Consider the following 14260-nt stretch of genomic DNA (forward strand, 5'->3'; position numbering starts at 1 on the left):
ATGCGCGATGCCCGTACAGCAGTATCCGCTCTGCCCGGAGCCTTTCCCTCGGCGTGGTGCGCGAAATGAAGCGAATCCTCGCGATCACGCTGGCGATCGTCACGCTGTGTTCCATCCCCAGCATCGTGTCGGCCGCCGACACCGGTACAGCCCCACGTGCTGCCGGAGGGCAGCTGACCAGCGGCGTATCCACTACCGGCCGCATCGACGGGGACTCGGACGAGCGGTGGACCATCAACGTCCCTTCGGGCTCGCGAACCCTGACCATCCGGCTCGACGGGAATGGCGAACAGCTCGACCTGCTCGGCAGAGCCGGTGCAGAGCCCAGTTGGTTCCTTCACGACATCAAGACCGACACCGCCGACGGGGTCGCCGTCGTCACGGTCGACGCGCCGGCTGCAGGTCCCTGGTACCTGACGGTGAGCGGCCGGTTCCTGTTCGAGCCGCACAGCTACGTCATCACCGCGACCGTCAGCGATGGACCGGTACCCACCACGACCGCGACTTCGACGACCTCACCGACCACGACAGCGCCAACCACGACGTCCACCACGCCCACGACACCACCGGACAGGTCGGTGGTGGTGGACCGGGACTGCGCAGACGGGACGTTCGTGCAGACCGTGGAGGACTTCCGCGTACCGTCGCAGTTCACCGACATCAGTGACCTGGTCAACGGGTACAGTGCCGCCGGCTACATGAACTTCATCAACGGCGTGCTCTCCCGCCGCTACCCCACCGGCAAGCGGATCGTCGACCTCGGCGGCGGACAGGCCGCTGTGGACCGGTGGTTGTGGCGCAAGGACACCGCTGCCCAAGTCCTCGGTCAGCTGTCGATGGTCGTCCACGAGATCGGGCACCAGATCGACAAGAGCAACCCTGAGAACAAGTACTTCGTGACCCGCACGCGCAACGGTGCGGACCTCGTCCTCACCGCACCTGGAATGCACGGCAAGGGCACGACGTCGACCAGCCCGATGTTCTCCATGGCCCGCTCGCTCCTGCTCGCCGACGCCGAGAACCGCAAACGGCCCCCGGCCGAGCGCGGCACGATCACCACCAGCCGCGAGTTCGGCTCCGGCAGCCACGGCAGCGACCGCACCTACGCCGAGACCTACCTCAACGGCGACCCCTCCGACACCCGCTTCGACTCCGGCGACCAAGGCTTCAACATGCTCGTCGAGGAGTGGAACCAGTACATCAACTCGATGGCCGTCACGTACTACCTGCGGGGCGACACCAGTACACGCACCAGTGACCGGCACGCACTGCTCACCTTCCTGTGGTGGATCGAGCGCTATCTCGCGAAGATCCGGACCGAACACCCGGACCAACACACCTACCTCACCTCGAACCCGAGCTGGCGAACGACGCTCCTGACACTGTGGGGTAGGTCCTGGCGCTACCTGAACACCAGCGTGCCCGGCATGGAACCGGACACCGCGTACCTCACCGAACTCGTCCGCCAACCCCACCTGCTGACGGAAATCCAGCGCCTGCGTGGCGCCAACGGCTGCGGCACCCCGACCGAACTGTTCCCCTGACCCGTTTTCAGCAGCCCACGGGCACCGTGCAGGCAACGGCACGGTGCAGCGAATCTTGGAGCGGCTGATCGATGAGCACGGCATGACCGGCCTGTCCCGCGCGCGGGTACCTGCCGATGTGCGACGCGAAACCAGCGCGGGCGCGGATCAGGTGTTCGAGGACATGTTCGTGTCGCAGACGTATCGGCCCGGGCATGGGAGACCGAACGCGACTCCGGCGAGGTGACGGTGGCAGCCGCGCGGTGAACAGATGCCGCGCGGCTGCCACCGTGAGCGGGTGAACTTGTCGTCGCCCGGACTGGTGGTTCCGGGCGACCGGCGATGCGACGTTGTGGTGCTGCACCGCGGCGCGCACCGCCACCAGCAGACCGGTGGCCCGCATCGAGGCCCGCGCGACGACCAGTCGTTTCTTCCAGAACGCCGGTGTGCCCGCGCTGTTGCGTCGTCACGTTGAGCGTGCTGACCGGCAACGCCACCATCACCGACCCCCACGACGTACGCGAGTACCTGGCCCTGTACGCGCGGCTGGAACGGCTGGTGGTGCGCGGGGAGGAACTGTCGACGACCCGACGCGGATCGGGCAGGGCGTGGTCCAGCTTCTCCTGGCCGAAGATCAGCAGCACCGACAGCTCCGGCACCGCGCGCACCAGCACCAGTTCGCGTTCGCCGAAGGAACACCAGCGCCGGACACTGGAGGGGATGTGCAGGAACCGCCTGCTGTTCAACTCGTACTCGCCGCCGCGGGCACCGCGCACCACGATCGTCCCGGCGTGCACGGCGATGTCGATCCGCGTTCCCGCTTCCCAGCCGGGAACGTCGAACAACATGCTGCACGTCAACCGACCCTTGTGGTCCAGCACCGTCGTGGCATAGCGGCGAAGATGCCGCAGACGAATCGGCGGAAGTTCACCCGGACTCGGCGCGGGCGTACGCCGCAGATCCAATTCCCGCGGCTTCACGGGCTCGGCCAGCGGTGTGCCCGCGCCGCCGTTTGATGGACGTCGGTTGGCCTCCGACAAGCTGCCGCCGGGCACGGGGCGAGGGGCACGACCGGGCACGAGCGGCGGGATGATCCGGTCACTCACCGCGACCACCCCGCACGGGGTTCATCTGCCCTGCAAACGACTTGAACCCCCCGACCACATGATGCGATCGGGGGCTGGTACTGCCATGATGCATGGTGGGAGATTTCCCACGTTTAAGTGTCCGAGGCCGGACTTGTGCACTATTCACCCGAGTATTCCTGCGACACCCCGCCTGACCACGGCGGAATTGCTGTCCCTGAACCTGTCCCGCTTACCCGCCGATGCGGGTAAGCGGGACAGTCTTATGGGACGCATGTCCAGGCTGCTGAACTGGGGAAATGTGCAAGGCTTGACGCTGGGACGGGAGGTGCTCCCCCGTCCCAGCCTGTCCCGCAGGCCCCTGTTCGAGCGTCGTAGCGACTGACGCGAGACGGGACGGGACACCGCGCCTGTGGCAATCCGACTAGAGGAGGGAGTCAGCGCAGTGACTTGGACACCGTTCGCCGCTGCGCGGCATCGCGTGCGATCGCAAGGGCCAACGTCACCATTCGCTGGCAAAACGCAGGACTTACGTCGTAGACAGTGGCCAAGCGGATCACGTCGATCACCTTGACAAGTGATCCGTTTTCGATCCTCGACACCTTCGATTGACTGATCAAGGCACGTCCACCTGCTTCACGGCCGGTGAGTCCTGTGGCCAGTCGTGCACGCAATAGCGACGCTCCCAGTTCTCGCCGACGCGTTCGCTCGTCGACGGAAATTGCCACGCGGGGTTGCGACCGTCCGCCGGACTGGCGCATGGGCACACCCGCCTTGACGAGAGCGTTCCGCATCGTGCCGTAACAACGGTCGTTCTCGACCGCAAGTTCACGGATCGTCTTTCCGCTCATGTACCCGGCGATCCAACTCGCCCGCACGTGATCGGACATCTTCGCCACAGCGTTCACAGCCCTTTCCGTCAGCGCGAAGGGCGATCAAATGTCGCCGACGATCTGCCCCGCTCTGCGCAGTGCAGTGACTTTCAGATCTAGCTTGTTGCCGAACCGAAGAAGGCAAACGTCATGCGTGGGTGTCCTGTCGAAAACCTCTTCCAAGGTATCCACCGGGCAGCGGAGGCCGCACACCGCCAACCACTCTTGCTGCTTGTCCCATTTAGCCGGGAAAGCGTGCACCTGCCAGTCTTCGGTGGACAACCGCAGTACGTAGCCCACGTCCATTGCTATACGCCTAACATTGACGGGAGCGGGAGTTCCAGTCGGTCTAGCGATGACGATTCAGTCGCTTGAAACTCCAGCGCCCCCACCAGTCAAGTACATCACCAATTACCCAAGTCCAGATCGCGACGCACACGACACTGGCGAGGATGATGAGCCCGGTCATGACGCACCGCTCCGATACCGCTGGACGTTCACCCTTTGGTCGGAAGTCAAGGGTTCGTCAAAGCCGAGTGCGCGGTGGCGCGCTCTGTCCGGTATCTGATGCCGGACCGCGAAGCGTGCGGCGAATTCGCCATAAGCCAACGCAATCGCGATGACGAGCAGGAGGACCACGATGGTGGTGGGGCCACATACGCAGAGAGGTGCTGACGCGTCCGCGCTCATGGCAATTCACCTGCCGTTCCTTATGTGGGTAGGGCGAGGGTCCGGCGGCGCTTGAGGCGGCGCGGAGGCCAGCGCCGCCGGACAGTCCGGTGACCGCACGTGTGCGGGTCGTGCCAGACTGAAATCAGGATTTCATCAGCGCCTGATCAGCGGAACGACCTGCAAGCGACCCGCTGGCGACTTGGGAGCGCGCGCGTCGCGCGGGCAGGAGGTGACCGGGATGCGGACGTTCCGCACGGTGCTTGAGCAGCGGATATGGGAGCGGCGGCTGACTCTCGAAGAGTTCGCCGAGTACGCCGAGCAGTTCGCGCGCGAGCATGGCGAACCCGGAACCATCGGGGTGCGGCACCTGCAACGATTGGTCGCCGGCCAGCGGCGGCCGGGCGAACCGCTCGGCAGGGTCCAGCCGGTCACGGCGCGGCTGCTGGAGAGGATCTTCGGCGTCAGCGTCGAGGAGTTGTTGAGCGAGCCCTTCGTTGCCGAGGCCGCCGGAGAGGTCGTCCCCGCCGAGCCGCCGGCGCGCGCCGAGGTCGACTTGGCGGTTGTGCTCGACTGGCTGGACGATCGCGTGGGTTGGACGGCCGGAATCAGTCGGTCGAAGGTTCGCTCGCATCTCGCGAAGCTGGGCTCAGACGGCGCGTTGCTGGACCACCGCGCGCGGCGGGCGCGGATAGGCCGGAAGCGCCTGACGAGCGTGTTGGCCGACTACTACGGAACCAGCGCCGGAACGCACGGACTCTATGCGGCCCGATGCGGAGGCTCGGAGATCACCACGAGCATCCTCACTCGGCGGACCTGGTTGGACCTCGGGGTGCCGCTGACCCCGGAACACGATCGGCTGACGCTGGTGGACGGCGAGCCCCATCCGCGAGCCGCCCTCGGTGACGTCGGGGCAATGGCGGCCGTGGCCCGGCTCGCCGAGTCCGCCGCACTGGGTGTGCGTGTCGCGAACCTGCCGCTGTACCGACTCCTGAGCGTTGATCTCGGGCCAACGATCGACGGGACCGTTGGCATGGTTCCGTTCGCCGAATACGCACTGACCGTCGACCTACTTGAACGGGAAGTCACCGAAGCCCTCGGTGAGGGGAAGTGGCGAAGTCGTTTGCCGTTGAGGGACAAGTACTTGCCCGATCTGCGGGCGGTGCTCGACCTACCGGGGCGGGTGTGCGCGGGCGGGGTACTGGCGCTCTGCGCGATCGCCCGCCCACGTGATCAGTTCCGCGATGCGCCGGACTTCGCGGTGTTGGTGCAAGAGCGGTCCGGGCACGTGCTGAACGGGACCGGACGCCTCGCCGTCATCCCCAAGGGTTTCCACCAGCCGTTGACCGACTTCCGCGCCGATGCGCGGGTTGGCGCGACGCTGCTCAGGGAACTTGAAGAGGAGTTGTTCGGGCGTAGTGACGTGGACACCACGGCGCACTCGGGACGCGCCGCGTCGCCGATGCACCTCGGACGCCTGTCCGAACCGATGCGGTGGCTGTTGGAAGAGCCTGGTCGCTTGCGCACCGAGTGCACCGGGTTCGGGTTGAACCTCGTCAGCGGCAACTATGAGTTCGCCGGCCTCATCGTCATTGACGATGAGGACTTCTGGCGGCGCTACGGCGGCCAGGTCGAGGCAAACTGGGAGGCCGCAGGTCTCCAGCTGTACTCCAGTTTGGACAGTGAGCTGATCACGGAGCTGGTTTCGCGCGAGTCCTGGAGCAACGAAGGGCTCTTCGCGTTGCTCCAAGGACTTCGGCGACTACGGGAACTCGGCGACGACCGGGTGAGGCTGCCGCTTGTCGAGCACTCAGGTCTGTGATGGCCAGCGGACGGTGAGCACGGTCGAGTCCGCCAGCGCCTCCCACGAGTGATCGACACCCGGTCCCCACATGACGTAGTCGCCGGGGCGGCTCATCGTCGAGTTGCCCTCGGTGGTGTCAACCCGGAAGTTCCCTTCCACCAACATGACCAGGGTCGTCCGCTGGTCGTCGGAGGTCCATTCCACCCGCTTGTCGCCAGCCGGGTGGTTGAACCACTTGACCTCTACGTCCTTCTGGGATCGGACGCCCTGTGACGGGTCGATGAAGTGGCCCACCAACCAGCCGCGCGTGTCGGCCCCGTCTTCGGCTGCGTTTCCGGCTTGCCAGTTGGCGGTCACGTTATCTCCCATTCGATCGGTGGCAGGTCAACCCGGCTTCCGCCGATTTCCCGCAGTCGGCGAAGTCCTTGCAGGAGCGCGAACAGTCCTTCGTTGCTCCACGCCGCGTCGTTGACCAGTTCTTCCAGCAGGTCAGTATCCAGGCTTGAATACTGCCGAAGCCGGGACGCCTCCCAGTTGGCTTGCACCTGTCCGCCGTAGCGGGTCCAGAACTCTTCGTCCTCGATGACGATCAGGCTGGCGAACTCGAAGTTGCCGCTCACCAGGTTGAGCCCGAAGCCGGTGCACTCCAGCCGCAGGCGACCCGGCTGACCCATGAGCCAGCGCATCGGTTCGGACAATCGGCTCGGGTGCATCGGGTCCGCGTGTCGCTGCTCGCCAACCGTGTTGTCGATGTCCTCGCGCCCGAACAGTTCCTCTTCCATCTCGCGCCGCAGCGTCGCGCCCACCTGCGCGTCCACGCGGAAGTCGGTCAGCGGCTGGTGGAACCCCTTCGGGATCACCGCCAGACGACGCGCGGCGTTGATCACATGGCCAGAGCGTTCCTGCACTAGCAGGAGGTAGTCCGCTTCGCCGCGGAACGGGTCCGCCGGGCGTGCGATCGCGGTCAGGGCGAGCGTTCCGCCGGCACACATCCGGTCGGACACGTCTAGGACTGCGGAAAGGCTGGGAAGGTAGGCGTCACGCAGCGGGAGAGCACCGGGACTGGTGGGCTGACCGGTGGTGAGCGCGTCGATCAGCTCACCCTCCAGCAGGTCCATCGTCACCGCGTACCCCACAAAGCTCGTCACCCCAACGGTCCCCGTGATGGCGTGCTTGCGCACGTCCACGTCGAGCAGCCGGAACAGCGGCATGTTGACCATGCGGTTTCCCAGTGCCAGCGCTTCGGCCAACCGCTGAGCGGCGCGCCCGGCGGTCTCTTCGTCCATCGCTAGATCATCGGCCGGGGTTACGCCGGACAAGGTGAGCTTGTCGTGACGCGGGAGCAGCGGGCAGTCGAGGTCGAGCCAGTCCGGGTGCGTCAGCACCGTGGTGGCAGCTTCGGTGCCGGTGCCGAATCGGGCGGAATAGCGGCCGTGGCCGTTGGTGGCGTGGCCGTAGTAGTCGGCGAGCGCACGCGCCGTGTCGCGCTGGTTGACTCGACCTCGGCGGACGCCCCGGTCGTGGAGGTCCCGCACGTCCAGGCGGACGAGCCGCGCGGCGACCTCACGTCGTGCCCTACCGGGCTCCCATCGGGCGTGCTTATCGAGCCAGTCCAGCGCGGCGACGATGGTCGGGTCCGAGTTCAGCCGGACCTCGGCATCCGCCGCCGCACCCTCCGGCAGGTCCAGCGGCTCAGGTGTGGTCATTTCGGCGAACCGTGCTTTGACCTGCGGTGATGCGCGATCGAGCGCCGTGTCCAGGAGCTGTTGCACGTCCGATTTCGGCCGGGTGTCCGGCTTCTGGTGCCAGAACGTGACGGTCCGGGGCGCGATGCCCAAGTGCTCGGCGAAACCCTCCTGGCTCATTCGCAACGCCGCTTGGAGGGCGCACGCGGTCCGCCCGGTCCAACGATTCGTCACGCCCATCGTGTCGCCACTCCCCCAAGCGCGATGTTCGGCGAACTTGCGGTGGTCTTGCTGCGGTTTTGCGGTGGTCTTTCGTGGGCCGGTGGAGGAATCCGCAGTGGAATTGGCGGCATGGAAAACAAGCCGATCCACCAGGCAGAACCCACGGCGCTACCGGCGCTCGCGGACATGTTCGATCACGGTCGAGAGGTCCGATTTGAGGTCGTCCAGCCGCTCGGTGATCTCACTCAGCCGCTGTTCGAAGCTGTCCAGGCGGGACCAGAGGCTGTCCGCCGGGTCCGTGACCGGCTCGTCGGCTTCCGGTGGCCTTCGGCCGTGCAGCACCGCTTCCAGGTGTTGCGGGTGCCATCCGAGTGCGGTGGACAGCGACTCCAGGGTGCGCGGGCTGCGGCGACGCTCGACCGTGTGGTGCTGGACCTCACGGACGATCGCTTGCGACACGTGCGACCGCTCCGCGAGTTCTCGTTGACGCCAGCCCAGCTCATTAACTCGCTGGTTGATCGCCTTGGCGACCGCCGCCCAATCTTCCGACACGTATTCCTCCGCGCTCCGCCTCAGCGCTGAGATTAGCCGCCTCCCGCTGTTCCGTGATGTGACACGACGCGTTTCGCGTCGGGCGCGACCATTCGCGTCATCCGTCGCGCTGAAATCAGCATTCTAGGGCTGAAATCGTCAGTCCGAATCACAGAAGGGCTTTCATCATGAGGACTTCCATGCCTTCTTCCGCCTACACCGTTCGTCAGGCCGCTTGGGTGCTCGGCGTCGCGCCGTCCACGGTCTCCCGCGCCATCCGGCTCGGCACCCTGCGGACCGTCCGCCGTGGCGGCCGGCTGGTCATCCCGGCAAGCGCACTGGTGCGGCTGCTCGGCGAGCCCTGTCCGGGAGGCACGCCGTGAACCTGGTCGAGATCGCTTGGGGACTGGACCGCTTGCGGTGGGTGCCGAGCGCGGTGCTCACCGAGGTCGTGAACCGTGACGGCCTGTGCATGTGGGCGTTCATGGACGAACCGCCGTGGGCCGGCGAGGAACTGACCGACCATGAGTTGGCATCGCGGATGTGCGCGGGCTGCCCGGTGCGAGACGAGTGCTTGGAACTGGAGTTGCGCACCGCCGGTGCGGACACGGTCGGTGTCTGGGGTGCGCTGCCTGCCGATGAACGGCGGGAGCTGCACTGGCACTGGCTCCAACGCGGTGAACGCGCCGAGAGGAGGCGTTCATGAACGCACTCAGCCTCACCCCGACTCAGCTCTTGGCCGGTCTCGGCGTGGTCCTGGTGCTGCTGATCGTGTGGCGGGCGGGTGCTCGCCGAGCGAAGGCAGCCGCGAACGCGGCGCGCACGAGTGCCCGGTTGGTGTCGCTCGCCGGACGGGTGGCGGTCAACGCCGCACTGATCGTGATCGTTCAGTGGGTGGTCATCACCTACCGCCCGGATGGGTGGCTGCTCTTGGCGGTGCTCGTCGTGCCCGCGCTGTTCGCGTCCTACACGCTGACGCGGGCGCTCACCGTGACCACCTACGAACCGCACCGTCGCCGAGGTGAGCGGCGGTGAGTGAGTCGGTGGAACGGGTGGCGGTCCAGGTGGACCGGCTGTGCTGGACCGGGATTCTGCTCGGCTTGGCGTTCACGATGACCAACGTTCAACAGTTCGCGGCGGCCGGTGCGCCGGTGTGGTCGTTGGCCTGGTGCGCGGCGTGGCTGCTCGACCCGATGGTGTCGCTGGTGCTGCTGGCGATCCTCAGGGCTGAGCAGGTCACCGCTCGGCACGGCGTTCGAATGGGCGGATGGGTGCGCGCCGCGAAGTGGTTCACGCTCGCGGCCACGTACGTGATGAACACGTGGAGCGCGTTCACGGCCGGCTCGGCGGCGCTGGTGATCCTGCACTCCGTGCCGCCGCTCGCCGTGTTCGTGGCCGCTGAGGCGGTCACCGACTTGCGGGACAAGCTCGCTGCGGCAGTCGTCAAGGCCGCACCGAACGTTCCGGCTGAGGCCGAGCAGGCAGCGCCGAAGCCACTGCCGACGCCGACACGGCGGACAGCGGGGCGTACACCGCGTACGTCGTTCGCGGACTACCTCGAAGCGGCACGGGCGGCGCGCACACCGGATGCGGTGGTCACCCCTGCTTGGGTCCGACAGGTGACCGGGTGCTCACGCGGGCTGTCGTCCCGGCTCGCGGCGGCGCTCGTAGCGGACGGGGATCGCCCATGAGCGGCGACCTGGTACCGGCCGAACCGGTCTATGACGGCGAGTTGGTCGCCGATGAGCCGAAACTCGTTCGCCGATTGGAGACCGGCTGGCAGCGCTCGAAGGCCGTTCCCTCGGCGCTGAAGTCCCGTCAGAGTTTGCGTAACGCGGCAAGGGATCTGCTGGGCTGGCTGGGACGGCTGCCAGCGCGTTTCGCCGGCGCGGTGGTACGCGGAACGGTCGTTGCCTTGCGTGCGTGGCGGCAGTGGGTGCGGGTGCGCGACTACCGCGAGGCCGCCGAGCAGTCGGAGAAGCTGGCGGACAAGTTCATCGAGATTCGCGCGCTGACGCTGTTCCGGTGGAAGGTGACGGGCGTCGTGGTGGCGGCCGGCTCGGCGGCGCTGACCGTGGCGTACGTGATCTACGGTGGGTCGGCTCTGTGGGTGGCGTCGGTTGTCGCGTCGGTGGCATTGGCAATCACCGGCCGCCGGAAGGACGGCTCACCCGGCCGGAAAGCGGTGCTCGCCGGCCCGCGCACGCTGACGTGGACGATGGACCCCCAGGTGTTGGTGGACGCGTTCCGGGACGCGAAGCTGATCGGCAAGGACGAGACTTTGCGGCTGGTCGAGCGGGCAGCGCGGGTTGGTGACGGTTGGGCGGTCACGGTGGACCTGCCGGCCACGCGCAAGGCAGTGGACGTGATCAAGAACCGGGATGCGCTCGCGTCGGCCCTGGCCGTGGATGAGGTTCAGCTCATCGTTGAGCGGGTGCGCGGTCGAGGCGGTCACGCGGGGCGGGTGTTCCTCTGGGTGGCCGATGAGGACCCGTACGCCGGTCCGCCGCTTCGGACGCCGCTGCTCGATGTCGAGTGGTGGGACGCATGGCGGCCAGTGCCGTTCGGGCGCGACGCGCGGAACCGCCGGATCGACCTACCGCTGGTCTGGACTTCGCTGCTCGTCGGTGCGATTCCCAGGCAGGGCAAGACGTTCGCGACCCGACTCGCTGCCGCCGGGTTGGTGCTCGACCCCTACACGCGGCTGTACGTGTTCGACGGCAAGGGCGGCAAGGACTGGGAGGCCGCCGAGCAGATCGCCTACCGGTACGTGTGCGGTGACGAGACCGAACACGCGGAGGCTGTGCGTGACCACCTGGTCGAACTGGTGGCCGAGGTCCAGTCCCGCTACGCACGAATGGCCACATTGGACGATGAGCTGTGTCCGGAGTCGAAGATCACCCCGGCGATTTCGCGGGACGCGGAGCTTGGGATGCCGATCACCGGCGTGATCATCGATGAGGTTCAGGTCTACCTTGAGAACACGACGCGCGAGCAGATTGGCGGCAAGAAGACCACGCTCGGCGCGTACGTAGCGGACCTGTTGACCTACCTCGTACGCAAGGGTCCGGCGGCCGGCGTGGTGGTCATCCTGGCGACGCAGCGGCCGGACTCGAACACGATCCCGTCCCGGCTGCGTGCGGTGCTCGGCTCACGGTTCGCGTTGCGGGTGATGGACTGGCGGGACTCCAACATCGTGCTCGGCGAGCAGATGAACACGCGCGGGTACGACGCTTCGACTCTGCTTCCCAGCCACAAAGGCGTCGGCATCCTGCGGCCGGACGGTGAGACGGACGCCGGTGCCGACATGGTCGCCATGACGGTGCGGACGTACTACATGCCGAACGCGGACTGGCGGGTGATTTGCGAGCGTGGGCGTGCGCTTCGCGAGGCTGCCGGCACGCTCGCTGGTCACGCCATCGGCGACCAGGCGGCGCGGCCCGTCGATTCGACCGCTGTGCTGAGCGTGCTCGGTGGGGCGTCGGCCGGCGGGTGGGTGGTCGATCTGCCGGAGCCGTTGGCAGCGGTCGTGGACTACCTCGGTGACGAGCTGCACGAGCGCGAGTTCGTGCCCACCGCGGAACTGATGGAGGTGCTGGAGGTCGAGCCGACCAGGTTCGGCCGGGAGATGAGCGAACTGGGCTGCCGGCCGCTGCGGCAGTACGTGCCGGATGGGGACAGCGTCCGGCGGGTCAGGGGCTACCTCACGGCGGACATCAGAGCGGCTGTCGAGCGGGCCAGTTCTGATGAAATCGGCTCGGCACAGGGTGAGCTTCCATGAGCGCTGGTGACGACGTCACCTTGCGCCTGCCGGAGGACCTTCCCGTGCTCAACGCTGCTACCAGCCGCATACTGCTTGCCATACTGGTCGAGCTGACGACAGTGGAGGTCTTGGACGGACCTCCGGGAGGGTGTGACCGTGACTGCTGAAATCAGCCGTGACCCGTGGGCGGTACTGGACGAGCTGATGGGCGTCGAGGTCGTGGACATGACCGAGGACGGCATAGGACCGGTGGCGTTCTACGGGCGGTGCTCGACTGAAGACAACCAAGACCCGGAGACCTCACTCGGGTGACAGTTGGGCAACGCACGGAAGTTCGTTGAGCCGCTGGGCGGTGTCGTCACCGCCGAGTTCTTCGATGTTGGCCAGTCGCGGTCGGTGCCGTGGGAGCGACGCGAGGAGGCTTCCCTACTGCTAGGCGCGTTGAAGAACCCGGACCGTGACTGGAACGCGGTCGTCGTCGGTGAGGGGACGCGGTGCTGGTTCGGGAACCAGTCTCACTCATTGCGCCAAGGTTCGCCGCCTACGGGGTTGACCTGTGGGTGCCCGAGTTGGGTGGCAAGTACGACCAGCGGAACCCCTCGCACAAGATGCTGATGAGCGTGCTCGGCGGAGTGAGCGAATCGGAGCGCCAGCACGTTCAGGCCCGTGTGCGAGCGGCGATGGACGCACAGGTCGTCAACGAAGGGCGACACCAAGGCGGGCGCGCACCGTATGGGTACGTGAGGTGGACGGTGGTCCGCACCCGAACCCACGGAAGGCGGCGGAGGGATACCGACTGCGAGTGTTGGTGGTGGACGAGCCGTCGGCGGAAGTGGTGCGGCGCATCTTCGCCGAGTACCTGTCCGGAGAGAAGGGTGACCGCGCTATTGCCAATGGACAACCGGGACGGCGTCCCTTGCCCATCGGCCCGGCGGCCCGAGCAGAACCGTCACCGCATCACGGACGGCTGGCAAGGCAGCACAGTGCGGTCGATCCTGGAGAACCCGCGCTACACCGGTTACGCCTTCTTCGGCAGGTGGACCCGACAGGAGACGCTGCTCGACCCCGACGACGTGGCGGCAGGTCACGTCATCCGGTTCAGGCGCTCGGTGCCGGAGAAGGTGGTTCAGTCGCGGAAGCCGACGCATCCCAAGATCATCAATGTAGAGAACTTCGTCGAGGCCCAGTTGCTCCGCCGCTCGCGGGCGGCCGGTGGGTTGGCCGCAAGCCGGAAGTTGGAGCGTGGGCCGAAGGCCGCCAAGCGTCCCTATCCCCTTCGTGGGCGCGTGCGGTGCGGTTACTGTACGCGACGGATGGAAGGCACTCCGCGCGCGACGCGGACGTACTACCGATGTTCGGCGCGGACACTGGTTCCCGGGTCGCCGGCGCTGAACGGGCACCCGAAGAACGTCTATCTGCCCGAAACCGCGGTTCTGGAGCCACTGGGCAAGTGGCTCAGCGGGTTGTTCGCACCCGAGAATGTGGACCAGACCTTGTCTGCGCTGGTCGAGTCACAGGACAAGGTCGGGTCGTCGGACAATGGGCACGAAGCGGCGAAAAAGCGACTCGAAGCGGCCGAGGGGCGGTTGAGGCGATTCCAGCAGGCCATTGCTTCGGGTATCGATCCTGCGGCACTGGTGGAAGCGGTCAACGAGGCCCAGGCTCAGCGAGCAGCGGCGAAGGCGGAGTTGGAGGGTGTCAGCGCGCCGGGCGGAGTCTCGGACGCGGAGATCTACGCCATGATCGACTCGTTCGGCGACGTGCACGAGATCATCAAGCGGGCGGACGCCGCCAAGCTTGAGCAACTGTTCGCCGAACTACGGCTGGAAATGGTCTACAACGCCGAAGGGCGGACGGTCGATGTGACCATCCGCCCTGCCGGTAGGGTTAGTGCACGTGTCCGAGAGGTTTGCCCGAACACGCGTCCGTGGGGAATTTCCCACTCCCGCTGAGGAGGAGTGGCTCATAAGTCCAGCCTAGCAGGGACGCGAGCCGCCTGTGCAAGAGTGGGGAATTCCCCACAAAGACTTTCATGTAGTGGAAGCCGGGGCCCTCGGCGGTGGACACGCTCGGTCACTGCGGGAGGCGACTGCGATCATTCCAGCT

16 protein-coding genes are annotated in these 14260 nt (G+C 66.7%); 11 read left to right on the forward strand and 5 right to left on the reverse strand.

The genetic code is table 11. From position 1 onward, the window contains the following. Nucleotides 1–53 precede the first annotated feature (53 nt). The 3 genes from ABD126_RS34775 to ABD126_RS34785 all read left to right on the forward strand — a co-directional run bounded on the left by ABD126_RS34775 (nucleotide 54) and on the right by ABD126_RS34785 (nucleotide 2417). The gene (locus ABD126_RS34775) at nucleotides 54–1544 is read left to right on the forward strand and encodes a PPC domain-containing protein (RefSeq protein ID WP_343939140.1); all 1491 of its coding nucleotides are present in this window, start codon (nucleotides 54–56) and stop codon (nucleotides 1542–1544) included. 55 nt (nucleotides 1545–1599) lie between these two features. Continuing rightward, on the forward strand, nucleotides 1600–1770 hold the full coding sequence (locus ABD126_RS34780) for a hypothetical protein (RefSeq protein ID WP_343939142.1): 171 nt from the start codon (nucleotides 1600–1602) through the stop codon (nucleotides 1768–1770). 224 nt (nucleotides 1771–1994) lie between these two features. Next, on the forward strand, nucleotides 1995–2417 hold the full coding sequence (locus tag ABD126_RS34785; protein ID WP_343939144.1) for a hypothetical protein: 423 nt from the start codon (nucleotides 1995–1997) through the stop codon (nucleotides 2415–2417). Nucleotides 2418–3045: 628 nt separating this feature from the next. Here the strand turns inward: ABD126_RS34785 and ABD126_RS34790 are convergent. Together ABD126_RS34790 and ABD126_RS34795 are read right to left on the reverse strand one after the other, a co-directional pair. Next, nucleotides 3046–3516 (reverse strand): helix-turn-helix domain-containing protein, encoded by a 471-nt coding sequence (locus tag ABD126_RS34790; protein WP_343939146.1) that lies wholly within the window; start codon nucleotides 3514–3516, stop codon nucleotides 3046–3048. Between the two features lie 27 nt (nucleotides 3517–3543). Further along, complete coding sequence (locus tag ABD126_RS34795) at nucleotides 3544–3780, reverse strand: hypothetical protein (protein WP_343939147.1); 237 nt, start codon at nucleotides 3778–3780, stop codon at nucleotides 3544–3546. Between the two features lie 610 nt (nucleotides 3781–4390). Here ABD126_RS34795 and ABD126_RS34800 point away from each other — a divergent pair. After that, a complete protein-coding gene (locus tag ABD126_RS34800) occupies nucleotides 4391–5971 on the forward strand; it encodes a transcriptional regulator (protein WP_343939149.1) in 1581 nt (526 codons plus the stop codon). On the opposite strand, the gene ABD126_RS34805 is transcribed toward ABD126_RS34800, so the two are convergent. From ABD126_RS34805 to ABD126_RS34815, 3 genes are all read right to left on the reverse strand, one after another. Next, entirely contained in the window at nucleotides 5960–6310 is a 351-nt protein-coding gene (locus ABD126_RS34805) for a signal peptidase I (protein WP_343939151.1), read from the reverse strand. The two genes, ABD126_RS34800 and ABD126_RS34805, sit on opposite strands and share 12 nt — an antisense overlap. Further along, complete coding sequence (locus tag ABD126_RS34810; RefSeq protein WP_343939234.1) at nucleotides 6307–7878, reverse strand: transcriptional regulator; 1572 nt, start codon at nucleotides 7876–7878, stop codon at nucleotides 6307–6309. The genes ABD126_RS34805 and ABD126_RS34810 overlap by 4 nt, the downstream gene beginning before the upstream one ends. Nucleotides 7879–8028: 150 nt before the next feature. Continuing rightward, nucleotides 8029–8412, reverse strand: coding sequence for a helix-turn-helix domain-containing protein (locus tag ABD126_RS34815; protein WP_343939153.1), 384 nt, complete (start codon nucleotides 8410–8412; stop codon nucleotides 8029–8031). Nucleotides 8413–8591: 179 nt separating this feature from the next. On the opposite strand from ABD126_RS34815, the gene ABD126_RS34820 reads away from it, so the two are divergent. The 7 genes from ABD126_RS34820 (at nucleotide 8592) to ABD126_RS34850 (ending at nucleotide 14106) form a co-directional block, all read left to right on the forward strand. After that, nucleotides 8592–8774: a helix-turn-helix domain-containing protein gene (locus tag ABD126_RS34820; RefSeq protein WP_343939155.1), complete on the forward strand. Its 183-nt coding sequence runs from the start codon at nucleotides 8592–8594 to the stop codon at nucleotides 8772–8774. Beyond that, nucleotides 8771–9097 (forward strand): WhiB family transcriptional regulator, encoded by a 327-nt coding sequence (locus ABD126_RS34825; RefSeq protein WP_343939157.1) that lies wholly within the window; start codon nucleotides 8771–8773, stop codon nucleotides 9095–9097. Before ABD126_RS34820 ends, ABD126_RS34825 begins: the two co-directional genes overlap by 4 nt. Further along, the gene (locus ABD126_RS34830; RefSeq protein WP_343939159.1) at nucleotides 9094–9426 is read left to right on the forward strand and encodes a hypothetical protein; all 333 of its coding nucleotides are present in this window, start codon (nucleotides 9094–9096) and stop codon (nucleotides 9424–9426) included. The genes ABD126_RS34825 and ABD126_RS34830 overlap by 4 nt, the downstream gene beginning before the upstream one ends. Then, the gene (locus ABD126_RS34835) at nucleotides 9423–10082 is read left to right on the forward strand and encodes a hypothetical protein (protein ID WP_343939161.1); all 660 of its coding nucleotides are present in this window, start codon (nucleotides 9423–9425) and stop codon (nucleotides 10080–10082) included. The genes ABD126_RS34830 and ABD126_RS34835 overlap by 4 nt, the downstream gene beginning before the upstream one ends. Then, on the forward strand, nucleotides 10079–12172 hold the full coding sequence (locus ABD126_RS34840; RefSeq protein WP_343939163.1) for a cell division protein FtsK: 2094 nt from the start codon (nucleotides 10079–10081) through the stop codon (nucleotides 12170–12172). Before ABD126_RS34835 ends, ABD126_RS34840 begins: the two co-directional genes overlap by 4 nt. A 138-nt stretch (nucleotides 12173–12310) precedes the next feature. After that, nucleotides 12311–12466, forward strand: a complete 156-nt coding sequence (locus ABD126_RS34845) for a hypothetical protein (protein ID WP_343939165.1) — start codon at nucleotides 12311–12313, stop codon at nucleotides 12464–12466. 563 nt (nucleotides 12467–13029) lie between these two features. Next, nucleotides 13030–14106, forward strand: coding sequence for a recombinase family protein (locus ABD126_RS34850; RefSeq protein WP_343939167.1), 1077 nt, complete (start codon nucleotides 13030–13032; stop codon nucleotides 14104–14106). Nucleotides 14107–14260 lie beyond the last annotated feature (154 nt).

Origin of the sequence: Saccharothrix mutabilis subsp. mutabilis (assembly GCF_039521145.1) — a bacterium.
Lineage (GTDB): Bacteria > Actinomycetota > Actinomycetes > Mycobacteriales > Pseudonocardiaceae > Actinosynnema > Actinosynnema mutabilis.

Bases quoted from the DNA above. Each gene is read 5' to 3' on its own strand.
- ABD126_RS34800 (WP_343939149.1), top strand. From the start codon at position 4,391: ATGCGGACGTTCCGCACGGTGCTTGAGCAGCGGATATGGGAGCGGCGG.
- ABD126_RS34810 (WP_343939234.1), bottom strand. From the start codon at position 7,878: ATGGGCGTGACGAATCGTTGGACCGGGCGGACCGCGTGCGCCCTCCAA.
- ABD126_RS34820 (WP_343939155.1), top strand. From the start codon at position 8,592: ATGCCTTCTTCCGCCTACACCGTTCGTCAGGCCGCTTGGGTGCTCGGC.
- ABD126_RS34830 (WP_343939159.1), top strand. From the start codon at position 9,094: ATGAACGCACTCAGCCTCACCCCGACTCAGCTCTTGGCCGGTCTCGGC.
- ABD126_RS34840 (WP_343939163.1), top strand. From the start codon at position 10,079: ATGAGCGGCGACCTGGTACCGGCCGAACCGGTCTATGACGGCGAGTTG.